At 71.1% G+C, this 23,730-nt stretch carries 21 protein-coding genes; 14 read left to right on the top strand and 7 right to left on the bottom strand.

Going from position 1 to position 23,730, the window contains the following annotated elements; translation table 11 throughout:
- Nucleotides 1-92 precede the first annotated feature (92 nt).
- Both ACFO0B_RS19260 and ACFO0B_RS19255 read right to left on the bottom strand, forming a co-directional pair.
- Nucleotides 93-806: a siderophore-interacting protein gene (locus ACFO0B_RS19260; protein WP_378613907.1), complete on the bottom strand. Its 714-nt coding sequence runs from the start codon at nt 804-806 to the stop codon at nt 93-95.
- Nucleotides 807-1,033: 227 nt separating this feature from the next.
- Entirely contained in the window at nt 1,034-1,636 is a 603-nt protein-coding gene (locus tag ACFO0B_RS19255) for a TetR/AcrR family transcriptional regulator (RefSeq protein WP_378613906.1), read from the bottom strand.
- Nucleotides 1,637-1,807: 171 nt separating this feature from the next.
- Here ACFO0B_RS19255 and ACFO0B_RS19250 point away from each other — a divergent pair, with 171 nt between their 5' ends.
- From ACFO0B_RS19250 to ACFO0B_RS19200, 11 genes are all read left to right on the top strand, one after another.
- Nucleotides 1,808-2,257, top strand: a complete 450-nt coding sequence (locus ACFO0B_RS19250) for a peroxiredoxin (protein WP_378613905.1) — start codon at nt 1,808-1,810, stop codon at nt 2,255-2,257.
- A 301-nt stretch (nt 2,258-2,558) separates the two neighbouring features.
- On the top strand, nt 2,559-5,294 hold the full coding sequence (locus ACFO0B_RS19245; protein WP_378613904.1) for an ABC transporter permease subunit: 2,736 nt from the start codon (nt 2,559-2,561) through the stop codon (nt 5,292-5,294).
- A complete protein-coding gene (locus ACFO0B_RS19240) occupies nt 5,291-6,007 on the top strand; it encodes an ABC transporter ATP-binding protein (RefSeq protein WP_378613902.1) in 717 nt (238 codons plus the stop codon). The genes ACFO0B_RS19245 and ACFO0B_RS19240 overlap by 4 nt, the downstream gene beginning before the upstream one ends.
- A gap of 49 nt (nt 6,008-6,056) precedes the next feature.
- Nucleotides 6,057-7,304: an ABC transporter substrate-binding protein gene (locus ACFO0B_RS19235; protein ID WP_378613901.1), complete on the top strand. Its 1,248-nt coding sequence runs from the start codon at nt 6,057-6,059 to the stop codon at nt 7,302-7,304.
- 14 nt (nt 7,305-7,318) lie between these two features.
- Complete coding sequence (locus ACFO0B_RS19230; RefSeq protein WP_378613900.1) at nt 7,319-8,422, top strand: NAD(P)H-dependent amine dehydrogenase family protein; 1,104 nt, start codon at nt 7,319-7,321, stop codon at nt 8,420-8,422.
- 1 nt (nt 8,423) lies between these two features.
- Nucleotides 8,424-8,915, top strand: coding sequence for an SRPBCC family protein (locus tag ACFO0B_RS19225; protein WP_378613899.1), 492 nt, complete (start codon nt 8,424-8,426; stop codon nt 8,913-8,915).
- Nucleotides 8,912-9,775, top strand: a complete 864-nt coding sequence (locus tag ACFO0B_RS19220; RefSeq protein WP_378613897.1) for an SDR family NAD(P)-dependent oxidoreductase — start codon at nt 8,912-8,914, stop codon at nt 9,773-9,775. Before ACFO0B_RS19225 ends, ACFO0B_RS19220 begins: the two co-directional genes overlap by 4 nt.
- Complete coding sequence (locus tag ACFO0B_RS19215; protein ID WP_378613896.1) at nt 9,772-10,818, top strand: NAD(P)H-dependent amine dehydrogenase family protein; 1,047 nt, start codon at nt 9,772-9,774, stop codon at nt 10,816-10,818. Before ACFO0B_RS19220 ends, ACFO0B_RS19215 begins: the two co-directional genes overlap by 4 nt.
- A gap of 3 nt (nt 10,819-10,821) precedes the next feature.
- Complete coding sequence (locus ACFO0B_RS19210; protein WP_378613895.1) at nt 10,822-13,035, top strand: molybdopterin-containing oxidoreductase family protein; 2,214 nt, start codon at nt 10,822-10,824, stop codon at nt 13,033-13,035.
- A complete protein-coding gene (locus ACFO0B_RS19205; RefSeq protein WP_378613894.1) occupies nt 13,023-14,096 on the top strand; it encodes an NAD(P)H-dependent amine dehydrogenase family protein in 1,074 nt (357 codons plus the stop codon). Before ACFO0B_RS19210 ends, ACFO0B_RS19205 begins: the two co-directional genes overlap by 13 nt.
- A 46-nt stretch (nt 14,097-14,142) precedes the next feature.
- Complete coding sequence (locus tag ACFO0B_RS19200; protein WP_378613893.1) at nt 14,143-15,270, top strand: NDMA-dependent alcohol dehydrogenase; 1,128 nt, start codon at nt 14,143-14,145, stop codon at nt 15,268-15,270.
- Between the two features lie 18 nt (nt 15,271-15,288).
- On the opposite strand, the gene ACFO0B_RS19195 is transcribed toward ACFO0B_RS19200, so the two are convergent.
- Nucleotides 15,289-16,140: an SDR family NAD(P)-dependent oxidoreductase gene (locus tag ACFO0B_RS19195; RefSeq protein ID WP_378613892.1), complete on the bottom strand. Its 852-nt coding sequence runs from the start codon at nt 16,138-16,140 to the stop codon at nt 15,289-15,291.
- Entirely contained in the window at nt 16,137-16,898 is a 762-nt protein-coding gene (locus tag ACFO0B_RS19190) for an SDR family NAD(P)-dependent oxidoreductase (protein WP_378613891.1), read from the bottom strand. The genes ACFO0B_RS19195 and ACFO0B_RS19190 overlap by 4 nt, the downstream gene beginning before the upstream one ends.
- An 81-nt stretch (nt 16,899-16,979) precedes the next feature.
- On the opposite strand from ACFO0B_RS19190, the gene ACFO0B_RS19185 reads away from it, so the two are divergent.
- Entirely contained in the window at nt 16,980-18,332 is a 1,353-nt protein-coding gene (locus tag ACFO0B_RS19185) for a flavin-containing monooxygenase (protein ID WP_378613890.1), read from the top strand.
- Complete coding sequence (locus ACFO0B_RS19180; protein WP_378613889.1) at nt 18,332-19,285, top strand: alpha/beta hydrolase; 954 nt, start codon at nt 18,332-18,334, stop codon at nt 19,283-19,285. The genes ACFO0B_RS19185 and ACFO0B_RS19180 overlap by 1 nt, the downstream gene beginning before the upstream one ends.
- Before the next feature lie 115 nt (nt 19,286-19,400).
- On the opposite strand, the gene ACFO0B_RS19175 is transcribed toward ACFO0B_RS19180, so the two are convergent.
- From ACFO0B_RS19175 to ACFO0B_RS19165, 3 genes are all read right to left on the bottom strand, one after another.
- Nucleotides 19,401-20,702 carry an amidohydrolase family protein gene (locus tag ACFO0B_RS19175; RefSeq protein WP_378613888.1) on the bottom strand — a complete coding sequence of 434 codons (1,302 nt, stop codon included), beginning with the start codon at nt 20,700-20,702 and terminating at the stop codon, nt 19,401-19,403.
- 10 nt (nt 20,703-20,712) lie between these two features.
- Nucleotides 20,713-21,897 (bottom strand): amidohydrolase family protein, encoded by a 1,185-nt coding sequence (locus tag ACFO0B_RS19170; protein ID WP_378613926.1) that lies wholly within the window; start codon nt 21,895-21,897, stop codon nt 20,713-20,715.
- Nucleotides 21,898-21,960: 63 nt separating this feature from the next.
- Nucleotides 21,961-22,353 (bottom strand): pyridoxamine 5'-phosphate oxidase family protein, encoded by a 393-nt coding sequence (locus ACFO0B_RS19165; protein WP_378613887.1) that lies wholly within the window; start codon nt 22,351-22,353, stop codon nt 21,961-21,963.
- A gap of 83 nt (nt 22,354-22,436) precedes the next feature.
- Here ACFO0B_RS19165 and ACFO0B_RS19160 point away from each other — a divergent pair, with 83 nt between their 5' ends.
- Nucleotides 22,437-23,729, top strand: a complete 1,293-nt coding sequence (locus ACFO0B_RS19160) for an MFS transporter (RefSeq protein ID WP_378613886.1) — start codon at nt 22,437-22,439, stop codon at nt 23,727-23,729.
- Nucleotide 23,730: the final 1 nt, after the last annotated feature.

The raw sequence follows: 23,730 nt of genomic DNA, 5'->3' as shown, positions 1-23,730 counted from the left end.
TCGGACGATGCGCTGCGACGGGCATTCTGCCCGACCTCGGAGGTGCAGGTCGACCGGAAACGGGAGCCCATCGCGCGCCGGTGGCGACAGCGCTACTCGGAGCCGAGATCGATGCGCTCGGCGAGCGCCGGATCGTGGATGTCACCCCCGGCGAGCACCGCTTCCCGGTAGCCGAGCAGGCTGGCCGCGTCGGTGTCGGTGTTGGTCAGGCTGCGCTTCCAGTAGGCCCGCGCGAGGAGGTCGGCGCGGGCGATGCCCCAGGAGCCGAGCACGTGGGCGCGGACGCGTCGGACGGCAGCGGCCTCGGGGGCCACCCACACCTGGGTGCGGTGCTCGGAAACCACGTCGGGGACATGACTTTCGAGCTCGGTGACGGTGGTGATGAGCCGCAGCTCGAGGTTCGGGTGCGCGGGGAGCGGGGCGCGGTCGGCCGGGTCGGTGAGCGCCGCGTACACCCGGATCCGATGCTCGGGCCCGAGGCTGTCGACGATCGCCGCGATCGCCGGGACGGCGGTGTCGTCGCCGACCAGGATGTGGTCGCGAAAACCCTCCGCGACAACCCATTCCGGGCGCATCCCGGCGAGCGTCACCGCGTCGCCCCGGCTCACGGTGGCGAGCCGGTTCACGGCGACCCCGCGCTCGTGGCGGGCGATGTCCAGCGTCAGGCGCTCGGCGTCCGCGTCGAACGCGCGCACGGTGCAGGCGCGCAGGAGCGGCCGCCCGGTGTCGTCGGCGGACAGCTCGAGTTCGAACGCGTCCGCCGGGCGCGGCGCGCGGTACTGCGCGAGCGCGGCCCCTTCGAGCACGACCCGGGCGAGAGCGGGCGCACCTCGGCGACGGTGAGCCGCAGCGACAGCGGCGTGTTGGCGCGCCCCAGCGCCGCGATGCCTGCCTTGATGGATTCCATCACCCCTCCTTGCTCGTCTACTCAGGTCAGCCAGACGTGCGGTGGCGGAGATCGGTTCGAGGATGGGACCGGCGTCGGATCCGAATGCGACACGTATGCCCGCCGGGTGAGGTAGCGGGCGCGACCTCAGCGCTGTTCCCTCGGCTCGTCCGAGGTGAAGGTGCGCACGATGAACTCGACGATGGTGCGCTCCTGCTCGGGCCCGAGGGCGGCGGCCCGGCCGCCGAAGCTGGTCCGGGTGAGCAGGATGCCGGTGAAGGCCTCGGCGGCGAGCACCGGATCACCGGCGATCTCGCCGCGCCTGGCCGCGGCGCGGAAGACCTCCTCGACGACCGCCATGCAGTGGTCGATCGAGTCGCGCCGGAAGGCGGCGTAGATGGCCGGGAACTGCTGGGCCTCCTGCACGCACCGCTGCAGGATCTCGACCCGCGGGCTCGTGAACACCGCGGCCACGGCGGGCGTGATCGCGAGGAGGTCGGTGCGCAGCGACCCGGTTCCCGGCACCGTGAGCCCCGCGGCGAGGGTGCCGAGCGCGTCGGTGATCAGCCGGTCGCGATCGGGCCACCGGCTGTAGATGCCGCGTTTGTCGACACCGGCGCGGGCGGCGACGCTGTTGGTGGCGAAGCCGGCTATCCCGCGTTCGGCGAGCTCGTCGACGGCGGCGGCGAGCACGCGCGCGTCGATCGACGGGTCGCGGCGGCGGCCCCGAGCCGGAGACGCTGCACCCATTGCCAACCTCACCCATTTGATGCACCATGATGGTGCATTAATTGGCCGCCGACCGGGGCGACCTCGGTGTTCACGAGGAGAACAGCTTAGGTCATCGCCCCGCACGCAGCGTCGGCAACTCGCACGAGGCGGACGCGAGGGTCGGGCGACCGAGCTGTCGAGGAGGATCTCATGCCGAATGTCGGCGACCAAGCACCCGACTTCGAATTGTCCGACCAGCGCGGCGAACCCGTCCGGCTCTCCGCGCTCGCGAGCGCCGGGCCGGTCGTGCTGTTCTTCTACCCCGCCGCGCTGAGCCCCGGATGCACGAGGGAGGCCTGCCACTTCCGCGACATCGTCGCCGAGTTCGCGGCCCGCGGCGCCCGGATCGTCGGTATCAGCGCCGACGACGTCGCCAAGCAGCGGCGGTTCGACGAGGCGCACCGGCTCGGCTACCCCCTCCTCGCGGACGACGGCGGCGAGGTGGCGAAGGCCTACGGGTTGAAGCGCAGGCTTCCGGGGCTGCCCGCCAAGCGGGCGACCTTCGTCATCGGCACCGACCTGCGGGTGCTGGCGGCCGTGCACAGCGAACTGAACATGAACATCCACGCGGATCGAGCGCTCGAAGCGCTGCCGGGCTGACCGGCGCCACCGACGGGTCCGGGTGCGACATCGATTCGCACCCGGGCTTTTTCATGTCCTGATCCAGGCCGCGCGCCGGCCGCCTTTCACCGCCATGGCCTGGGGTTTTCCGTCGCGGAAATTGCCGAATGGTTGACTATTGTGCTTACGGTAGTAGCTACCGTAGTGTTACCTGCGCCACACCGGCGGCCCATCTGACAGTTAGGTACGCGATGCGTTCGACCATCTCGGATTCGACCGGGAACACAGTCGCGGGGGATACCGGTGTGGGGGCGCCGCGCACGGCAGCGGGGCGACGGGCATGACCGAGCATCTGCAGTTCCTGCTGCTGGGGATCGGCAGCGGGGGAGTCTTCGGCGCACTCGCCATCGCGCTGGTCCTGGTCTACCGGAGTTCGGGGGTCCTCAACTTCGCGACCGGAGCGATCGCGCTGAACGGCGCCTACATCTACGCGTTCCTACGCAAGGGCGAGTTCGTGATCCTTCTGCCCGGCCTGCCGAAATCGGTCGACATCGGCGGCGACCCCGGCTTCGCGGTGGCGGCCGCGGTCGCGGTAACGCTGTCCGCGCTCTTCGGGCTGCTCCTCTACGTCGTCGTCTTCCGCCCGCTGCGCAAGGCGCCGCCGATCGCTCGCGCCGTCGCCTCGCTGGCGCTGATGATCCTGCTGGTGGCCGTCGCCGCCAAGCAGGTGGGAACGAACTCCGTCGGCGTCAAGGCGATCTTCCCGGTCGACATCTGGACCGTCGGTGAGCTGCGCATCCCCCAGGACCGGATCTACTTCGGGATCAGCATCGTGGTGCTGGCGCTCGCGCTGGCGGCGCTGTACCGGTTCACCCGCTTCGGGCTGGCCACCCGCGCCACCGCCGAGAGCGAGGAGGGCGCCTACGTCAGCGGGCTCTCCCCGGATCGGATCGCCGCGGGCAACTGGATGATCGGGTCGGCGGTCGCGGGCGCGGCGGGCATCCTCATCTCGCCGATCGTCCCGCTCAGCCCGACCGGCTACTCGCTGTTCATCGTGCCCGCGCTGGCCGCGGCGATCATCGGCCGGTTCTCCTCGGTCGTCGCCGCGGTCGCGGCCGGGCTGGTGATCGGCATGCTGCAATCCGACGCCACCTACCTGTCGCGCACCTACGAGTGGCTGCCCTCGAGCGGGCTGGTGGAGCTGGTGCCGCTGATCGTCATCCTGGTCGTGCTGGTGATCAGGGCCAGGCCGCTTCCCTCGCGCGGCGCGGTCATCGTGACCGAGCTCGGCACCGCGCCCTATCCGCGAAAAGTCCTGCTGTGTACCGGAATCGGCGTGCTGGCCGCGGGTGCCGCGCTGATCCTGTCCGGCGGCGACCTGCGGGTCGCGATCATCACGACGCTGATCCTTGCCATCATCGGCCTCTCCCAGGTCGTGGTGACCGGGTACGCGGGGCAGGTATCGCTGGCGCAGCTCGCGCTGGCGGGCGCCGCGGCGCACCTGCTCGGGCCGATCGCCGCGGACTGGGGCATCCCGTTCCCGTTCGCGCCGCTGCTGGCCGCGGCGCTGGCGACCGTGCTCGGTGTCGTCGTCGGGCTGCCCGCGCTTCGCATCCGCGGCCTGACGGTCGCGGTCGTCACCCTGGCCCTGGCCTACGCGGTGGAGGCGGTCTGGTTCCGCAATCTCGACCTCGTCCCGTCGAGCGGCATCGACATCCCGGACCCGGTGATCTTCGGCCACAGCCTCGGCATCGGCCGCGGCGAGAACTTCCCGCGCCTCGAATTCGGGCTGCTGTGCCTGGCGGTGCTGGCCGTCGTCGGGGCGGGCGTTGCCTACCTGCGCCGCAGCCGGCTCGGCACCCGGATGCTCGCGGTGCGCGCCAACGAGCGCTCGGCGGCGGCATCCGGCGTCGACGTGGTCCGCACCAAGCTGGCGGCGTTCGCGATCGGCGCGTTCATCGCCGGGATCGGCGGCAGCCTGCTCGCCTACCAGCAGACCAATGTGTCGTTCCAGTCCTTCACCGCGCTGGCCGGGCTCAGTCTGTTCGCCATCGTCTATCTCGCCGGGACGACCTCGATCGCGGGCGGCCTGCTCAGCGGTGTGCTCGGCGCGGGGGGAGTGGCGTTCCTGCTGCTCGGCAACCTCGGTGACGCCGCGGGATCCTGGTACCAGGTGTTCGTCGGAATCGGGTTGCTGATCACCGTGCTGACGAATCCGGAGGGCATCGTCGCCCCGGCGCAGCGGGCCCTGGCCAGAACCGGGAAGAAGACGGCGCCGCGAGCGGGTTCGGTGCCGGGTACCGCACAGGTGCCCCTCCCGCGCCCGGACTCGGTGCCGGGCGCTCCGCTGCTGGAGCTGGACGGGGTGACGGTGCACTACGGCGGCGTTCTCGCCGTGGACGACGTGAGCTTCGCGGTGCCGGAGGCCGCGATCGTCGGGTTGATCGGTCCCAACGGGGCGGGCAAGACCACCCTGATCGACGCGATCAGCGGGGCGGTCCCCGCAGGCGGAACCGTGACGCTGGCGGGCGTGCAGCTCGGCGGGATGAGCGTGCACCGCCGGATCCACGCCGGGCTCGGCCGGACATTCCAGGCCATCGAGCTGTACGAGGACCTCAGCGTCCGGGAGAACGTGCTGGTCGGGCTCTCCGGCCGGAGCCGGGCCGAACAGGCGGGCAGCGCCGCCGAGCTCGACGAGATATTCGCCCTGCTCGGACTGGTCGAGGTCTGCGACACCCCGGCGGGCGAGCTGTCCCAGGGGCAGCGGCAACTGGTCTCGATCGCGCGGGCGCTCGCGGGGAAGCCCGCGGTGCTGCTGCTCGACGAACCCGCGGGCGGCCTCGACACCGCCGAGAGCCGCTGGCTCGGCGAGCGGCTGCTGGCGATCCGGGCCAGCGGGGTGACGATCCTGCTGATCGAGCACGACATGAGCCTGGTGCTCAGCGTCTGCGATCAAGTTCAGGTGCTGAACTTCGGCCGCACGCTCGCCTCGGGCACACCCGAGCAGATCCGCACCGATCCCAAGGTCGCCGAGGCCTACCTCGGCACCATGTTCGCCGAGGAGGTCGTCGGATGAGTCTGCGGCTGAACGGAATCACCGCCGGGTACGGCAAGCTCGCCATCGTCCGCGACCTGGACCTCGAGGTCCGCTCGGGGACGGTGACCGCGCTGCTCGGGCCGAACGGCGCCGGGAAGACGACCCTGATGCTGACCGTGGCCGGGCTGCTTCCGGCCCTCGGCGGGGAGATCGCCGTCGGCGGCACCCCGCTGCCGACGGGCCGCCCCGCGCGCGCCAACCGGGCCGGGGTGGTGCTGGTCCCGGACAATCGTGCGCTCTTCACCGGCCTGACCGTCACCGAGAACCTCGCGATCGCCCGGCGCCGCACCGGCCGCCCGCTCGACGACATCTTCGACCTGATGCCCGCGCTGCGGCCGCGCCGGAAGGTGGCGGCGGGCGCACTCTCCGGCGGCGAGCAGCAGATGCTCGCGGTCGGGCGCGCGCTCATCCAGGGCCCCGAGGTGCTGCTCATCGACGAGATGAGCATGGGGCTGGCGCCGGTCATCGTGGAGGACCTGCTCCCGGCCGTCCGGCACATCGCCGACCACGCCGGGGCGGCGGTCGTCCTGGTCGAACAACACGTGCGGCTGGCCCTCGCGGTCGCCGACGACGCCGTCGTGCTCGTGCACGGCGACGTGACCCTGCGCGGCACCGCCGCGGAACTGCAGCGGGCGCCCGAGCGTCTCGAAGCCGCCTACCTCGGTGGCGAAACCCCCACAGCCACCGTTTGATCCACCCCGGTCGCGCAACGGCGCCGACCACCGTCCCCAGGAGATCGTCATGTCCCTCTTCACCCGTACCCGATGGGCGGTGCTGCCGTGTCTCGCCGTCTCGGCCGCGCTCCTCGCCACCAGCTGTTCCAGCGACGACGGCTCCGCGTCGAGCCCGGCCGACAAGTCGGTGCTCGGCCAGGAGAACAAGGCGACCGGCGCCCCGGTGCGGATCGGCCTGATCACCACCGGCCCCAAGGCGCCGGTGTACACCGAGGAACTGGAGGTGGCCAAGGCGACCGCCACCTACATCAACGACTACCTCGGCGGCATCAACGGCCGCCCGATCGAGCTGATCACCTGCGAGGACGAACTCCAGGTGAGCCTGGCGCGCAACTGCGCCAACAAGTTCGTCCAGTCCGACGCGGTCGCGGTGGTCAGCGGCGAGGCCAACAACGCCGACACCGTCGCCTCGATCACCTCGCCATCGGCGATGCCCTACCTCACCGCCGCGGGCGGCCAGCAGTCGCTGCTGCTGCCGAACACCTACGTGCTGATCAACGCGCTCAACTCGCTCGCGGGCGTGCCCGCGGCCTACGCCAAGCAGCAGAACTTCAAGAAGGTCGCCATCCTGGCGGTCGACTCGCCGACCGCCATCGACCCGCTGAAGCAGCTCGGCCCCTTCGCCTTCGGCAATGCGGGCGCGCAGGTCGACGTGGTGCCGGTGCCGCTCGGCACCGCGGACATGACCCCGCAGATCCAGGCCGCGCTGGCCGAGCAGCCCGAAATGTTCCACCTGCTCGGCGACGTCTCGTTCTGCACCGCGGCGATCAAGGCCATGCGGACGCTGAACACCACGCAGCCGGTCATGGCGGTGACCCAGTGTGTCGGCGACGCCGACACCGCCGCGCAGATACCCGGCGGCTACGAGGGCGTGAAGATCATCGTCAATACCGTCTTCGACCCCGCCCAGCCGGACACGAAACTGTTCGACGCGGTGGTCGACGGCTCGGGTGCCAAGGATCCGAAGAAGGCCGCCTCGGTGTTCCGTACCCTGCTCGGCCTGCGCTCCGCGCTGGACGGCATGCCCGATGAGCTCAGCAGGCAGTCGGTGAACGCGCGGCTGGGCGCCATGCCGCAGCCCGCGCCGCTGACGCTCTCCGCGGGCGGCACCTTCCAGTGCGGCAGCAAGCCCATTCCGGTGGTCGCCAATATCTGCTCGGACGAGGCCTTGCTCGGCACGCTGGACGAAGACGGCAACCCGACCGATGTCGCGCCGATCGACACCAGCGGCATCTTCTCCCTGCCGGGCCGCTAGAAAGGGTGTGGACATTGGCTACCGAAGCGGAGCGGCCGTACCGGGTCGTGCAGTGGGCCACCGGCAGCGTCGGCAAGGCGGCGCTCAGGCACTTCGCGCAGAGCCCGGTGTACGAGCTGGTCGGCGTGCTGGTCTTCGCCGCGGAGAAGGCGGGAAGGGACGCCGGCGAGATCGCCGGCATCGGCCCCATCGGGCTGGCCGCCACCGACGACGTGGAGCAGATTCTCGCGCTCGACGCCGACTGCGTGTTCTATTCGCCGCTGTGGCCGGACACCGACACCGTCTGCCGGCTGCTGCGCAGCGGCAAGAACGTCGTCACCTCGACCGGGCCGTACTACCCGACCGAGATCGCCAGGGATGATTTCGCGCGCATCGAACAGGCCTGCGCCGAGGGCGGTACCTCGTTCCACGGCGGCGGCATCCACCCCGGCTACGCCGGCGACCTGCTGCCGCTGACCCTGGCCCGGCTCGCCAGCCGGGTGGACCACATCCACGTGCACGAGGTGGTGAACTTCCGGCAGGAACCGTCGAAGTACATCGAGTGGACCGGCATGGGCAAGACGCCCGAGCAGTTCCGGGCGGAGCCCGCGCTGCTCGGCGCCTCGGTGCCGTACTTCGCGCAGTCCATGGCGGTGATCGCCGATGGACTGGGCCGGACCATCGACGAGGTCACCGTCGCCGAGATCGAGATCGCCACCGCCACCGCGGACATCCACTACACCGGGACCGAGACCAGCGACATCCCCGGCGTGCACGGTGTCGTGCCCGCCGGGACGGTCGCCGGTCAGCACCACCGGTGGACGGCGTGGTCGGGCGGGACTCCGCTGATCACCTTCCATGCCAAGTACACGATGGGCGACGACGACATCGAGCCCGCGTGGAACTACGGCCACAGCCACCACCTGCTGGTGATCGACGGCGACCCGCCGACCGAGCTGGTGCTGCGCGCGGGCGCCGGGCCGGACGGTAACCCCGTCTACCTCGGCTACACCTGGACCGCCATGGCCGCGGTCAACGCCATCCCCGCGGTGTGCGCGGCCGCGCCGGGGCCGCTCGGCCATCTCGAGCTCGGGCTGCTCCGGTTGCCCGGGGTCGTCCATCCGAAGCCGGCGGATTGACGTGGGCCGAATCCAGGCGGGCGAGGTCCTGAGCGCCTCGATCGAGATCGCCGCCCCGGCCGACGCGGTGTACGCGCTGGTCTCCGACGTCACCCGGATACCCGAGTGGAGCCCGGAGACCGTGCGCGTGCGGCGGCTGGGCCCGGCCGGGTTCCGCTCCTGGAACCGGCGGCGGCTCGGTGTCTGGCGCACGGACGCGACGATCGTCGAATCGATTCCGGGCGAACGATTCTCGTTCGTGGTCCAGGCCATGGGCGGGGATTGGACGCAGTGGACGTACCGGCTGGAGCCGGGCGGCGACAGCACGCGGCTGACCGAGGAATTCCGGATGTGCGTGGCGCTGCCCACCTCGATTCTCGCCTTCGAGTGGCTGTTCCTGCTGGTCCGGGATCGCCGGGCCGACCTGCGGCAGAACCTGGAGACCTCGGTCGCGCGCATCGGAGCCATCATCGAATCCGGCGCCGCGCGCCGGCGAACGGGGGAACATCCGTGAAATATCGCAACCGGGTCGCGGTCGTCACCGGCGCGGGCTCCGGCATCGGGCGGGCGCTGACCATCGCGCTGGCCGCCGATGGCGCCCGGGTGGCGGCCTCGGACATCGACGCGGCCGGGCTCGCGGCGACCAGCGCGGCCTGCGCGCCGGGCAGTGTCGCCACCTACCACCTCGACGTCGCCGACCGCGCCGCGGTCCGCGCGCACGCCGAGCAGGTCCGCGCCGACCTGGGGCCGGCGTCGATGCTGTTCAACAATGCCGGTGTCGACCTGATGGCCGAGATCGAGAGCATGGAGCCCGCGGATCTGGACTGGCTGTTCGGCATCAATTTCGGCGGCGTGGTGAACGGCACCACGGCCTTCCTGCCGCAGCTCATCGAGGCCGGGAGCGCGGATCGCCCGGCCCGGCTGATCAACCTGTCCAGCGCCTTCGGACTGATCGCCGTCCCCGCGCAGGGCGCGTACTGCGCCTCGAAGTTCGCGGTGCGCGGGCTGACCGAGACGCTGCGCCAGGAGATGATCATGAACGACCGCCCGGTGACCGTGCACTGTGTGCACCCCGGCGTGGTGAAGACCAATTTCGGCAAGAACATGCGCACCAGCGCCGAGGACGCCGAGGTGGCCAGGACGCTGTTCGACAAGGCCGCGCTGACCACGCCGGAGCGCACCGCGCGCACGATTCTGCGCGGCGTCGACCGGGGGAAGGCGCGGATTCTCGTCGGCCCCGACGGCCGCATCGCGGCCGCGCTCCCGCGCCTGCTCGGCGTCTCCTACACGACGCTGCTCGCACGCGGTTCGCGCGTGACATCGCGTCGGCGCACCGCGAATCCACCGTCCGTCGAGGAGAGGAACCCGCTGTGACACTGCGGATCGTGCAATGGACCACCGGAAACGTCGGGCGGGCGGCACTGGGGTCGATCGTCGAACGCGACGACATGGAGCTGGTCGGGTTGTACGCCTTCAGCGCCGACAAGGTGGGGCGGGACGCCGGTGACCTGGCTCGGCTCGGCCGCACCCTCGGCGTCGCGGCCACCGACGACATCGACGCGATCATCGCGCTGCGGCCGGACTGCGTCTCCTACATGCCGCTGTTCCCCGACGTCGAGCACCTGTCCAGGCTGCTCGAGGCCGGGATCAATATCGTCACCACCGCGGAGTTCATGACCGGCGCCGCGCTGGGCGCCGAGGCCAGGGCCCGGCTGGAGCGGGCCGCGGCGGCCGGTGGCGCCAGCCTGTTCGGCAGCGGCGTGAATCCGGGGTGGATCGAGTACCTGGCCGCGGCAGCCTCCGGGGTGACGCGCAATCTGCGGTCGCTGCGCGTGATCGAGCAGTTCGACCTGATGGTCCTCTCCGCCGACGGCAACCAGGACGATTTCGGCTGGGGCCGACCTGCCGGCGACCCCGGCCATGCCGACGACGTCGCCGTCGGCGTCGCGGAATTCCGTGATGCCGTGGAGGTGGCGGCCCGGGTGCTCGGCGTCGAGCTGGACGAGATCCGCTACGACGTCGAATTCGCGCACGCCACCGCGGATCTGAAGGTCGCCGCGCGCACCGTCACCGCCGGGACCGTGGCTGGTATCGAGATCACCTGGTCCGGCATCGTCGGCGGGGCCGCGGTGATCGAACTGGTCGCCCGCTGGACGCTCGGCACGAAGATCGAGCCCGCCTGGACCACCGACATGGGCTACACCGTCGAGGTGAACGCCGATCCGCGGGTGATCATGCGGGTCGACTTCCTCCCGGCGGATCTCGAGCAGCTCACCGCCGAGGGCATGGCGATGATGGGCACCGTGCTCACCGCCTCGCCCGCGATCAACGCCATCCCGGCGGTGGTGGCGGCGGCGCCGGGCATCGTCACCTACGCCGACCTGCCGCCGATGACGGCCAATCTCGCCGGGAGATAGGCGATGACCGAGACCGTGGTGACCTTCTGCCGCATCTGCGAACCGCTCTGCGGCATGATCGCGACCGTCGAGGACGGGCGGCTGACCTCGCTGCGCCCGGATCGCGAGCAGCCGCTGTCCAGCGGCTTCGCCTGCCGGAAGGGCGTCGCCTTCACCGAGGTCGTCAACGACCCCGACCGGGTCACCACGCCACTGCGCCGGGGCCCGGACGGCTTCGAGGAGGTCGGCTGGGACGAGGCCATGGCCGATATCGCGGCGCGGCTCACCCGGGTGCTGCGCGCGCACGGGTCGGGGGCGGTCGGCTGGTACATGGGCAACCCGGCCGCGTTCAGCTACTCGCACCTGATGGGGGTCATCGCCTTCATCAAGGGCATCGGCAGGCACTCGCACTACTTCACCGCCTCCACCCAGGACACCAGCAGCAGGCTGCTGGCGAGCCAGTTCCTCTACGGCTCCCCGCTCTCGGTTCCCATCCCCGACCTCAACCGCACGGACCTGCTGGTGGTCATGGGCGCGAATCCGCTGGTCTCGCACGGCAGTTTCCTCACCGCGCCCCGGATCAAGGACCGGCTGCGCGAGATCAGCGGCCGCGGCCGGGTCGTCGTGATCGATCCCCGCCGGACCGAGACCGCCGCCGCGCACGAATGGCTCGGGATCGTTCCCGACACCGATGCCTTCCTGCTGCTCTCGCTGCTCCAAGTGCTTTTCGCCGAGGACCTCGCCAGGCCGGGTGCGCGGGTTCGCGACCTGGGGTGGCTGCGCGCGCAGGCCGCGCCGTTCACCCCCGAGTCCACGGCGGGCTCGACGGGGATCGCCCCGGAGCAGGTGCGCGAGCTGGCCCGCGCGCTCGCCGGGACCCCGCGGGCCGCCGTCTACGGCCGGTTCGGCACCTGCGTCGGGCGGCACGGCACCCTGACGAACTACCTCATCGATGCCGTGAACCTGGTGGCGGGCAACCTCGACATCCCGGGCGGCAGCGTCTTCAGCACCCTCGGCATCCGCGGGCAGCGCTGGGCGATGGTGGTCATGGGGGCGCTGCTGCGCCGGGCCTACCGGCGCGATCGGGGCCGCATCGGCGGCTTCGGCCCGGTCATCGGCGCGGAACCCGCCGCACTCATGGCCAAGCAGATCACCACGCCGGGGCCGCGCCGGATCCGCGCGCTCTTCGTGAGCGCGGGCAACCCGGTGCTCTCGGTCCCCAACGGCGACGAACTGGAGGCGGCGACCGAGCACCTCGACCTGATGGTCGGGCTGGACTTCTACCGCACCGAGACCGCGGCGCACTGCGATTATCTACTGCCGGTGACCACGATGTACGAGCGCGACGACTTCGCGCTCACCTTCCAGCAGTTCCAGGCGACGCCGTTCCGGCAGGCCACCGAAGCCGTCGTGCGGCCACCCGGCCGGGCGCGTACGGAGTGGGAGATCATCGACGACCTGATGCGGCGGATGTCGAAACGCACTCCGGTCTTCGCGGCACTCGCCCTCCTCCGGGCCGCCCTGCGGCGCCTCGGACGCCGCTTCCACCCGCGCCCGCTGGCCGATCTGATCATCCGGTTGTCCGCGGGCGGCGCCGGGGCCGGGCGCACCGGGCTGACCTTCGACCGGCTCACCGGCGCACACCCGCACGGCGTCGTCGTGGCTCCGGAGATCGCGACCGGCGTGCTCGGCGAGGTGCTGGCCTACGGCGACCGGCGCGTGCACCTGCGGCACCCGGAGATCGCCGCCGAGATCGCGGCGCTGGCCGGGGAGACCGGCACCGCCCGCTATCCGCTTCGGCTGATCGGCATGCGCGAGCCGCGCTCGGAGAACTCCTGGATGCACAACTCGCCGCTGCTCCGGCGCGGTGCGCACCGGCCGCACCGCGCGCTCATGCACCATGACGACGCCGCCGGGCTCGGGATCGCCGACGGCGCCGCGGTGCGGGTGAGTTCGGCGACCGGCTCGATCGAGCTCCCGGTCGAGCTGACCGGCGATATCGTGCGGGGCGCGGTCGCCATCCCACACGGCTACGGGCACCGGGGTACCGGGGGATGGCGGCTCGCCAACCAGGTCGGCGGGGTGAACGTCAACCTGCTGATGTCGAGCGAGCCCGGTGATATCGAGGCATTGGCGGGGATGTCCCGGCTGACCGGCGTTCCGATCAGCGTGCGCCCCGCGGGAGAAACAGTTCCATCCACTCCACCTACGAGACAGGCGAGACCATGCGCAGAGTAGTTCAGTTCTCCACCGGCAATGTCGGACGGCATTCGCTGCGGGCGATCATCGGCCGCCCCGACCTCGAGCTGGCCGGGGTGCACGCCGCGAGCCCGGCCAAGATCGGGCGCGACGCCGCCGAGCTGTGCGACTGGGGCGAGCCCACCGGTGTGCTCGCCACCGACGACGTCGAGGCGCTGCTCGCGCTGAAACCGGACTGCGTGGTGTACACCGCGCTCGCCGAGACCAGGCCGGTGGAGGCGATCGAGCAGCTGTCGGCGATCCTCGCGGCAGGCATCAATGTGGTGGGGTCGTCGCTGGTGTGGATGGTCGCCCCCCGGCACGCCGAGGACTGGGTGCGCGAACCGCTGGAGAAGGCGTGCGCGGCGGGCGGCTCCTCGCTGTACATCAACGGCATCGACCCGGGCTACTCCGGCGACACGCTGGTACACACCGCACTGGGGCTGGTGACCAGGGCGGAGTCGGTCGCGGTGCAGGAGATCTTCGACTACGGCAACTACGACGACGCCGAATTCACCGGCGCGGCCATGGGATTCGGGGTGGCCGAGGACGCGGAGCTGCCGCCGCTGTACCTGCCCGGCGTGGTGGCCTCCATGTGGGGCGGGCAGGTGCGCAGCCTGGCCGCGGCGCTCGGGATCACCCTGGACGAGGTCACGCAGCGCACCGAACGGTGGTTCACCCCGGAGCGCATCGACTGCACCATGATGACGGTGCAGCCCGGGGAGATGGCGGCGGTCCGGTTCGCCACCGAGGGGGTGCTGAACGGCAAGGTGGTCATCACGATGGAGCACGTCAACCGGCTCACCTCGGCCGCGGCACCGGACTGGGACTTCCCGCCGGACGGGCACTCCGGTGTGCACCGGGTCGTGGTCGAGGGTGATCCGCGGATCGAGATCAACACCCACGTCTCCCACCCGGTCCTCGATCCGACCGACGCGGGCTGCATCTCCACCGCGGCCCGGGTGGTCAACGCGATCGACTGGGTCTGCGACGCTCCCGCCGGGCTGGTGTCGGTCGAGGACATTCCGCAGACGGCGGTGCTCAACGGGCTGCTGTGGTGACGGGGCGTCCGCCTCGGCTCGAGCGCGGCGAACGGCCGTGCGCTCGATGAAGACCAAGGGTGCGCTGATCTGGGATTTCCACCAGCCGTGGTCGATCGAGGAGATCGAGATCGGGGAGCCGCGCGGCGGCGAGGTGAAGATCCGGATGGAGGCCGCCGGGCTCTGCCACTCCGATCACCACCTCGTGACCGGCGACATTCCGATGGCGTCCTTCCCGATCCTCGGCGGGCACGAGGGTGCCGGCGTCGTCGTCGAGGTCGGCGCGGGAGTGGACGACATCGCGGTCGGTGACCACGTCGCGCTGTCGTTCATCCCGGCCTGCGGCCGGTGCCCGTCCTGCCGGGCGGGCCGGACGAACCTCTGTGATCTCGGTGCCGGGCTGCTGGCGGGGGCCTCGGTCTCCGACGGGTCGTTCCGGGTGCGGGCGCGCGGGCGGGACGTGTATCCGATGTCGCTGCTCGGCACCTTCGCGCCGTACCTGGTGGTGCACCGCAGCTCCGTGGTGAAGATCGATTCGGAGATCCCCTTCGCGGTCGCGGCGCTGCTGAGCTGCGGGGTCACCACCGGGTTCGGCGCGGTGGCGCGGTCGGCGGATGTGCGGCCGGGCGAGGATGTCGCGGTGATCGGGATCGGCGGGCTCGGGGCGGCAGCCCTGCAGGCCGCGGTGCTGGCCGGGGCCCGCTACGTTTTCGCGATCGATCCGGTCGCCTGGAAGCGCGAGCAGGCCGTGCACTTCGGCGCGACCCACGTCTACCCCGACATCGCCGCCGCGCTGGCCGCCGTTCCCGAGGTGACAGCGGGCGGAATGGCGGCGAAGGTGATCGTCACCGTCGGCCGCATGGACGGCCGGGACCTCGACATGTACCTGGCGCTGACGGCGAAGGCGGGCACCTGCGTCGTCGTGGCCATGGGCGGCGTGCTCGACGCCGAGACGACGCTGAACCTCACCATGCTGACCCTGTTCCAGAAGAACGTGCAGGGCACGATCTTCGGTGCGGGCAACCCGCAGCACGATATTCCCCGGCTGCTGGCGCTCTACCGGGCGGGGAAGCTCAACCTCGACGACATGGTGACGCGTCGGTACCGGCTGGAGGACGTCAACGACGGCTACCGGGACATGCTGGAGGGCCGCAATATCCGAGGGGTCATCACGTTCACCGACGCTGATCGGTGAAGCGGGCCCGGGTTTCGGTCAGCTCGCCGTCGGGCCGGTGACGGCTCGCGGCAGCCGGGTGCCGACGTAGCGCGCGGTCCGGCGGGCCAGGAAGCCGGGCGCGGCGCGGCCGACCAGCCACCCCACCCGGGTGCGCCCCGGTACCACCACCCGGGCGCGATCGCGGGCGACCGCGGCCAGCACATCGGCGGCCAGCCGCTCCGGGGAGTACGCCCGCTCGGTGTTCTCGGCGCCGAGGAAGAACGCGCGACCGGCGAACCCGCTGCTGTCGGTGCTGTCGAGAATGGGTGTCTCGACCGCCGACGGGCACACCACCGTCACCCCGACGCCGTGGTGCACGGCTTCGGTCCGCAGCGCCTCGGACAGCCCGACCACCGCGAACTTGGTGGCGCAGTAGCTGGTCAGCAGCCCGGATGCCATCAGCCCCGCCGCCGAGGCGGTATTGACGATGTGGCCGGTGCCCGCCGCGATCATCCGCGGATAGGCGGCCTGGACGCCGTGCACGACACCGCGCAGGTTGATGTCGATGATGCGGTTCCACTGCTCGAGGGTCAGCTCCTCGGTGGGGCCGCCGATGACGATCCCGGCGTTGTTGAAGAGCAGGTCGAGCCGGCCGGTCGGAGCCGTTGCCGCGGCGACCGCCGCCGCAACGGCGACCGCGTCGGTGACGTCGAGTTCGACGCCGACGGCACTGCCCGGGCCGGTGGCGGCGGCCGCCACCCGGGCGGCGGCCGCCGCGTCGATGTCGGCGCAGTGCACTCGCGCACCGGCCGCCACGAGCGCACGGGTGAGTGCGGCGCCGATGCCGGAGCCGCCGCCGGTGACGAGGGCGGAACGCCCGGTGAATCGGCCGCCGTACGGCTCGGTCATGTCAGCGCCGCCAGGTGCTTGCGCAGGTTCGGGTACCGCATGAGGTGTGCGCCGCCGTTGATGTCGAGCACCTCGCCGGTGATCCAGCTCGCCTCGTCCGAGCTCAGGAAGACCGCGGCGGCGGCCACCTCCTCCGGCTTCCCCGGTCGGCCCAGCGGGGTGTTCTCCAGGTAGTCCTCCCGGATGCCGGGAATACCGTCGATCCCGGCGGTGAGCGGGGTGATGACCAGGCCCGGTGCGATGGCATTGACCCGGATGCCGCGCGGCGCCAGCTCCAGCGCCGCGACCTGGGTGAGCATCGACAGCCCGGCCTTCGACGCGCAGTAGGCGGAGAGGCCCTCGCCGGGCTGTCTACCGTTGAGCGAGGTCAGCGAGGTGATCGAGCCGCCGTCGGTGAGCACCCGCGCGGCATGCTTGAGGACCAGGAAGGCGCCGGCCAGGTTGATGTCGAGCACCCGCCGCCACTCGGCGGCGTCGTGGTCGACGATCGGGCCCCAGGTGCTGGTGCCAACGGTATTGACGACGGTGTGCACGGCACCGGCGGCCGCCGCCTCGGTGAAGAGCCGCTGCACCGCGGCCTCGTCGGTGATCTCGACTTCCCTGGCGATGCCGTCGATCTCCTTCGCCACCGCACCCGCGCCCGCGCCGTCCCGGTCGGCGACGACGATCCGGGTGCCGGTGGCCGCCAGCGCCCGCGCCGTCGCGGCGCCGAGCCCCGATGCGCCGCCGATCACGACGGCAGTCCGATTGTTGCCCACGGTACCTCCGATTTGCTGTCCAGCTTCTGCGGATTGCCATACTATGCGACTTACCGAAATACCAACAGAAAGTTCGACAACATGGGACTGTTCCAGCCGTCGTCGACGGCGATCATCGGCGCGGGCATCGCCGGGCTGACCGCGGGAAAGATGCTGAGTGACTACGGAGTCCCGTACACCTGCTTCGAGGCCTCCGACCGCATCGGCGGCAACTGGGCGTTCGGGAATCCGAACGGGAGTTCCAGCGCCTATCGGTCGCTGCACATCGACACCTCGAAGTACCAGTTGTCGTTTCGCGACTTCCCGATCCCCGAAACGTATCCGGACTTCCCGCACCACAGCCTGATCAAGCGGTACCTCGACGACTACGCCACATCGTTCGACCTGCTCGACCGCATCGCCTTCGACACCGCGGTGGTCCGCGCCGAGCACCACGACCAGGGCGGCTGGACGCTGCACCTCGGCAACGGCGAACGGCACGACGCCGAATTCCTGGTCGTCGCCAACGGGCACCACTGGGACCCGCGCTTCCCGGACTTCCCCGGGCACTTCGACGGCGAGGTGATCCACTCACACGCCTACATCGACCCGGCGCACCCGCTCGACCTGCGCGACAAGCGCATCCTGGTGGTCGGCCTCGGCAACAGCGCCGCCGACATCACCGTCGAGCTGTCGTCCCGCTCCCTGGGTAATACCGTGCACCTTTCCACCCGCTCCGGCTCGTGGATCGTGCCCAAGTACATGGCAGGGCGGCCGGTCGACAAGTACGGCGCGGCGCTGCCCTTCGTCCCCCGGCCGGTCTACCGCGCGGCGGTGAACGCCTTCGCGGAGTTCATCTCCGGCAACCCCGAGCGCTGGGGGCTGCCGCGCCCGGAGCACCGGTTCCTGGACGCGCACGGCACCCAGTCGGTCGAGCTGCCGCTGCGGCTCGGCTCCGGCGATGTCTCGCCGAAACCGAACATCAGCGGGCTGGACGGCGCGCGGGTCTGCTTCGAGGACGGCAGCAGCGCCGAGATCGACGTGATCATCTACGCCACGGGGTACAACATCAGCTTCCCGTTCTTCGACCCGGAGTTCCTCAGCGCGCCGGGCAATCGTATCCGGCTCTACAAGCGGATCCTGCAGCCCGGCACCCCTGACCTGGCCTTCGCCGGGCTGGCGCAGTCGGTGCCGACGCTGTTCCCCTTCGTGGAGTGCCAGGCCCGGCTGATCGCCGCCTACGCGGCCGGCGAGTACCTGCCACCGCCCGCGCCCGAGATGGAGCGGATCATCACCGCGGACGAGCAGCGCTACCTCGGGCACGTACTGGACCGGCCGCGCCACACCCAGCAGGTCGAGTTCTTCCCCTACGAGCGGCAGCTGCGTCTCGAGGAGCTGCCGGAGGGCAGGCGCCGCGCGCAGGCGGCCGCGCGGGCGCGGGAGCTGGTGGCCTGATGGAGAACACGACCTTCGAATCGGCCGGGGTGCGCTGCCACGCCTGGCATTTCCGGGCCGCCGACGCGCGGCTGGCTGGTCCGGCCGGGCGCCCGGCCGTCGTCATGGCGCACGGCTTCGCCGGTACCAAGGACTCCGGTCTGGAATCGTTCGCCCGGCACCTGGCCGCCGCGGGCGCCGAGGTACTGGCCTTCGACTACCGCGGCTTCGGCGCCAGCGAAGGCGCACCGCGACAGGTGATCTCGCCGTCGGGGCAGCTGGCGGACTACCGCGCGGCGCTCGACGCGGCCGCCCGGCTTCCCGAGGTCGATCCGGACCGGCTGGTGCTGTGGGGTGTCTCCATGGCCGGTGGCACCGTGCTGGAGGCGGCGGCCGGACGGGACGACATCGCCGCGGTGATCGCGCTGACGCCGCTGGTGTCCGGCGCCGCGGTCGAGCGGCCGGCACCGCTGGCCGCCGGTCCGGTCCCCGCTGCGGAGCCGGGCTGGCACCGGGCGGGCACGACCGCGCGGCTGCTGCTCGCCGCCGCCCGCGACCGCCGTGCCGCCGCGGCCGGGCGCGAGCGGATCACGCTGCCCGCGGTGGGCGAGCCGGGTGAGCTGGCGCTGCTCACGCTGCCCGGCGCCACCGCCGACTACGCCTCCATCGCGGGACCCACCTGGCGCAACGAGGTGGCCGCGAGTATCGCGCTCGATGCGATTCGCCGTGCGCCGCTGCGCGCCGCGGCCGAGGTGCGCTGCCCGGTGCTGGTCCAGATCGCCGACTATGACCGCTACGCGCCGCCGTCGGCGGCGGCGAAGGCGGCGTCGCGGGCCCGCGCACAGGTCCGGCACTATCCCTGCGATCACTTCGACGTCTACCCCGGCAAGCAGCGCCACGACACCATCCGCGAGCACCAGGCGCTATTCCTGAGCCGAGTGCTCGCGCCGGCCGCCGCGAGTGCCGAGCGGTAACCCGGCGGCGCCGCAGCGGTGCCGGAGATCGCGCGAGCCCGGTAACCGCCGCAGCGGTGCCGGAGATCGCGCGAGCCCGGACACGCTCGGCGTCCGGGCTCGCGCGGTCCGGGGACTACTCGCTCGCGGTGTGCGCGGTGGCGGCGGCGATCTGCGCCTGGAAGGCCGCCAGCTTCTCCGACGAGGAGGTCTGGTGATGGCTGCGCGCCTTGATGCTGACATCGTGCCCGGCCGCGGCGGCGCGCAGCGCGCCGACCGTGGCCTTCTCCCGCGGGACGTGCTTGAACGGGTCGAAGGAGTACCACTTCATGGCGTTCAGGTGCGTCATCTTGTCGATCTCGTCGTCGGTGACGTTCTCCGCCGCGAAGACTCCGTTCAGCTCCTCCGGGGCGCCCGGCCACATGGAGTCGCTGTGCGGGTAGTCCATCTCCCACGCGATGTTGTCGATGCCGATCTCGTGCCGCAGCCTGACCCCGATCGGGTCGCTGATGAAGCAGGTCAGGAAGTGGTCACGGAAGACCTCGCTGGGCAGCTTGCCGCCGAAGTTCTGTTCGGTCCAGGTGGAGTGCATGTCGTAGGTGCGGTCGATGCGCTCGAGGAAGTACGGAATCCAGCCGGTGCCGCCCTCGGAGAGCCCGATCTTGAGGTCCTTGTAGTCCTTGATCGGGCGCGACCACAGCAGATCGGCGGCCGCGGAGACGATATTGAGCGGCTGCAGGGTGATCATGACGTCCGGCGGGGAGTCCGAGGCCGGGATGGAGAGCCTGCCCGACGAGCCGATGTGCACATTGAGCACCGTGTCGGTGTCGACCAGCGCCTCCCACAGCGGCTTCCAATGCTCGTGGTGGAAGCTCGGGTAGCCCAGCGCCGCCGGGTTCTCGGTGAAGGTGAGCGAGTGCACGCCCTTCTTCGCCACCCGGCGCACCTCGGCGGCGCACAGCTCGGCGTCCCAGATCACCGGCAGCGCCATCGGGATGAAGCGGCCGGGGTAGGCGCCGCACCACTCGTCGATGTGCCAGTCGTTGTACGCCTGGACCAGGGCCAGCGAGAAGTCGGAGTCCTCGGTGGCGAAGAGCCGCGCGGCGAAGCCGGGGAAGGAGGGGAAGTTCATCTGCGCCAGCACGCCGCCGGCGTTCATGTCCTTGACCCGCTCGTCCACGTTGTAGCAGCCGGGGCGGATCTCGTCGAGGCCCTCGGGCTCCAAGCCGTACTCCTCCTTGGGACGGCCGGCCACCGCGTTGAGCGCCACGTTCGGGATGACGCGATCGCGGAACTTCCACATGTCCGCGCCGTTGTCCATGTGCACCAGCCGGGGTGCGTCGTCGGCGTACTTCGCCGGCAGGTGGTTGGCGAACATGTCGGGTGGTTCGATGATGTGGTCGTCGACACTGACCAGGATCATGTCGTTCTTGTCCACGGTTGCTCCTTCACACAGTGGCGGCGGCGGGCGCCTGCCGCGCCGTCGGATCGGGGTTCTCGATCGGCAGCCCCATGAACCTGCGGGCGTTGTCGCCCATGAAGTCCCAGGTCCGCCGGGTGTCCATGCCCTCGGCGTACTTCCAGTAGCCCTTCGGCTCCGGCAGCCCCTCCGGGTGCGGGTAGTCCGAGCCGAACATCACCCGGTCCCAGCCGACGGTCTCGACCACGTCGGCGACCGAGCCCTCCCAGAACGGGCTCACCCAGATATTGCGGCGGAACACCTCGAGCGGGTCCTCCGGGAAGTTCTGCGGCATCTTCTTGGTGAGATCGCGCAGGTCGTGGAAGAGCGGGTGGATCCAGGAGCTGCCGTTCTCCACGCTGGCGATGCGCAGCTTCGGGAACCGGGTCAGCGTGCCGTGGCAGATCAGGCTGCCGATCATGTCGGAGATCTCGCGGTGCCCGAGGGCGAGCCAGCGGAACGAGCTCATCGCCATGAAGTTCTTGGTGGCGGGCGGCTCCCACTTGTTGACGTACTCGTCGAGCGGGGGCTGGCTGGCGTGCAGCACGATCGGCAGGTTCGCGCTCTCCACGTCGCGCCAGAACGGGTCGAACTCCGGCAGCGCGGGCGAGCGCCAGCCGTTGACGCCCTTGACCGGCGCGGGCTTGATCAGCGCCACCTTCGCGCCGTGCTCCAGGATGTACTCGAGCTCGCGGCGCGCGCCGTCCACCTCGGCGCAGTTGATGATCGGCGTGCTGAAGACGCGGTCCCGGTAGGCGTAGGTCCAGTGCTCGAGCATCCAGCGGTTGAGCGCGTGGATGATCGCCAGCGTCAGCTGCGGATCGTCGGCGGCGGAGTGCTCGACCAGGCTGGCCAGCGTGGGGTAGTTCAGCGTCTCGCGCACCCCCTGGCGGTCCAGCTCGGCGATCCGGTCCTCGGGGTTGCGGGTGGCGGCGGGGGCGTCGATGGCAGCGCCCTGCATCTCGCGCAGGGTGAGGCCGTCGGTGTTCTCGCCGGCGAAGAACTTCTCGTGCGCGCCGGGCGCGGCCACCCGGTCGAAGGTCGGATTCGGGATGAAGTCGGTGATCCGGCCGTTGATCGCGAGCCGGGTGTGCCGTCCGATCTGCACGTACTGCACGGCTTGGCGGTACTGCTCGGGCAGAAATTTGGTCAGCGCGTCCGCGGTCTCGTACATGTGCGCGTCGGCGTCGAAGATCGGAATCTCCGCGGGATGTGTCACAGGCCCTCCTTCGGGCGGCTATTTCGCGACGAAGCGCGTGGTGTCCAGGATCAGTACGACCCGGTCGTCGATGTCGTCGGGCGGCCCGCCGCCGGTGTCGCCGTAGCGCTCGGCCAGTTCGGCGTAGAACTTGCCGTCCTGGTCGCCCTCGACGGTGACGAGCCACCCGCGGGTCTCCAGCACCCGGGCGGGCGCTTCCGGGTCGGTGATGACGAACGAATAGTTCGGATTGGCCTGCAAGCTGGTGAATTTGCGGCGCGGGATGGTGTGGCTCATGCGCAGGTGCGCGCCGTCCCAGGTGAACCGCATGGGCGATTGATCCGGCGTCCCGTCCGGGGCGACGGTGGCGAGGACGCCGACTATCGGGCGGTGCAGAAGGTCCTCCAGCCCGGAGGGAATTCTCGAGTTCATGGCTCCACCTCGTAGCAATTACCGTTGACCTTACCGTAAGGTACCATCACCGGGAAGGCGGCAGGGGCGAGGAGGTCGGGAAAATGACGAAGATCCGCGCGGAACGGATCCCGCCGCACGCCCGTCGCGCGGCCGTGGCCGGCTTCGTCGGAACCTTCGTGGAGTACTACGACTTCGCGCTCTACGGCGTGCTCGCCGTCTACTTCGCGCCGCTGTTCTTCCCCGCCGACAACGACGCGGTCTCGCTGCTCCTCGGCCTCGCGGTCTTCGGCGCGGGCTTCGTCGCCCGCCCGATCGGCGGCATCCTGTTCGGCCGGGTCGGCGACCGCCGCGGTCGGCGCACCGCGCTGCTGGCGACCGTCGTGCTGATGGGCACCTGCTCGACCGTGATCGGGCTGCTGCCGACCTACGCCACCGTCGGCATTCTCGCCCCGATCATGCTGGTGGCCCTGCGCATCGGCCAGGGCCTCTCGGCCGGTGCGGAGATGCTCGGCTCGGTGACCTTCGCGCTCGAGTCGGCGCCCGCCTCGCGGCGCACCTTCCTGGCCTCGCTCACCCCCTACGGCGCCGGGCTCGGCGGGTCGAGCGGCGCGGTGCTCGCCGCGCTGCTCGGGATCTTCGCCTCCGGCGACTTCATGGCCGACCACGGTTGGCGGATCCCCTTCCTGGTCGCGGCGCCGCTGACCCTGGTGGCGCTGATCATCCGGCGCCGGGTGGAGGACTCGCCGGAGTTCGCCCGCCTGGTCCGCGAGGACCGCATCGTGAAGTCTCCGCTGCGCGTGGTGCTGGCCGGCTACCGGCGCGAGGTGCTGATCGCGGGCGCGATCGCGATCGGGGTGAACGGCGCGGCGGGCGTGGCCCAGTGGTTCGGCGTCTACCTGGCAGGCAACCGCGACCTGCCCGCGGAGTCGGTGCTGGCCGCGTACGCGACGGCCATGGTGCTCGGCGCGCTCTGGACCCCGCTGTGGGGCAGGCTCGCCGACCGGGTCGGCCAGCGCGAGTTGCTGACCGCGATCCTGTGCGGCTTCATCCTGCTCGCCGGGCCGGTCTTCGCGCTGCTGTCGAGCACCGAGAGCCCGGTGCTGCTCGCCGCGGGGATGACGGTCTACCTGACCCTCACCAACGCGGTGATGGCGCCCGGCTTCGGCCTGATCGCCGGGCTCTTCCCCGCGCCGGTGCGCTACACCGGCGCCAATCTCGGCCAGAACATCGGCACCGTGCTCGGCGGCGGCACCGCGCCGCTGGTCTGCGGCGCGCTGCTGCTCGCCACCGGTTCGGTGGCCGGTCCGGTGCTGTGGATCGTCGGGGTGAGCATCGTCGCGCTCGCCGCCATCGCGGTGCTGCGCGCCGCCGCCGCCCCGCAGAAAGTCTCCTGAA

It is taken from the genome of Nocardia jiangsuensis, assembly GCF_042650385.1.
Taxonomy (GTDB): Bacteria; Actinomycetota; Actinomycetes; order Mycobacteriales; family Mycobacteriaceae; genus Nocardia; species Nocardia jiangsuensis.
Note: the sequence above shows the minus strand (reverse complement) of the source record. Positions and strands in the feature narration are given on the sequence as shown.

What these genes read in the sequence shown, in the direction of transcription:
- ACFO0B_RS19255 (WP_378613906.1), bottom strand. Translation starts at nt 1,636, where the DNA reads ATGGGTGCAGCGTCTCCGGCTCGGGGCCGCCGCCGCGACCCGTCGATC.
- ACFO0B_RS19250 (WP_378613905.1), top strand. Translation starts at nt 1,808, where the DNA reads ATGCCGAATGTCGGCGACCAAGCACCCGACTTCGAATTGTCCGACCAG.
- ACFO0B_RS19245 (WP_378613904.1), top strand. Translation starts at nt 2,559, where the DNA reads ATGACCGAGCATCTGCAGTTCCTGCTGCTGGGGATCGGCAGCGGGGGA.
- ACFO0B_RS19240 (WP_378613902.1), top strand. Translation starts at nt 5,291, where the DNA reads ATGAGTCTGCGGCTGAACGGAATCACCGCCGGGTACGGCAAGCTCGCC.
- ACFO0B_RS19235 (WP_378613901.1), top strand. Translation starts at nt 6,057, where the DNA reads ATGTCCCTCTTCACCCGTACCCGATGGGCGGTGCTGCCGTGTCTCGCC.
- ACFO0B_RS19210 (WP_378613895.1), top strand. Translation starts at nt 10,822, where the DNA reads ATGACCGAGACCGTGGTGACCTTCTGCCGCATCTGCGAACCGCTCTGC.
- ACFO0B_RS19205 (WP_378613894.1), top strand. Translation starts at nt 13,023, where the DNA reads ATGCGCAGAGTAGTTCAGTTCTCCACCGGCAATGTCGGACGGCATTCG.
- ACFO0B_RS19200 (WP_378613893.1), top strand. Translation starts at nt 14,143, where the DNA reads ATGAAGACCAAGGGTGCGCTGATCTGGGATTTCCACCAGCCGTGGTCG.
- ACFO0B_RS19195 (WP_378613892.1), bottom strand. Translation starts at nt 16,140, where the DNA reads ATGACCGAGCCGTACGGCGGCCGATTCACCGGGCGTTCCGCCCTCGTC.
- ACFO0B_RS19185 (WP_378613890.1), top strand. Translation starts at nt 16,980, where the DNA reads ATGGGACTGTTCCAGCCGTCGTCGACGGCGATCATCGGCGCGGGCATC.
- ACFO0B_RS19180 (WP_378613889.1), top strand. Translation starts at nt 18,332, where the DNA reads ATGGAGAACACGACCTTCGAATCGGCCGGGGTGCGCTGCCACGCCTGG.
- ACFO0B_RS19170 (WP_378613926.1), bottom strand. Translation starts at nt 21,897, where the DNA reads ATGTACGAGACCGCGGACGCGCTGACCAAATTTCTGCCCGAGCAGTAC.
- ACFO0B_RS19165 (WP_378613887.1), bottom strand. Translation starts at nt 22,353, where the DNA reads ATGAACTCGAGAATTCCCTCCGGGCTGGAGGACCTTCTGCACCGCCCG.
- ACFO0B_RS19160 (WP_378613886.1), top strand. Translation starts at nt 22,437, where the DNA reads ATGACGAAGATCCGCGCGGAACGGATCCCGCCGCACGCCCGTCGCGCG.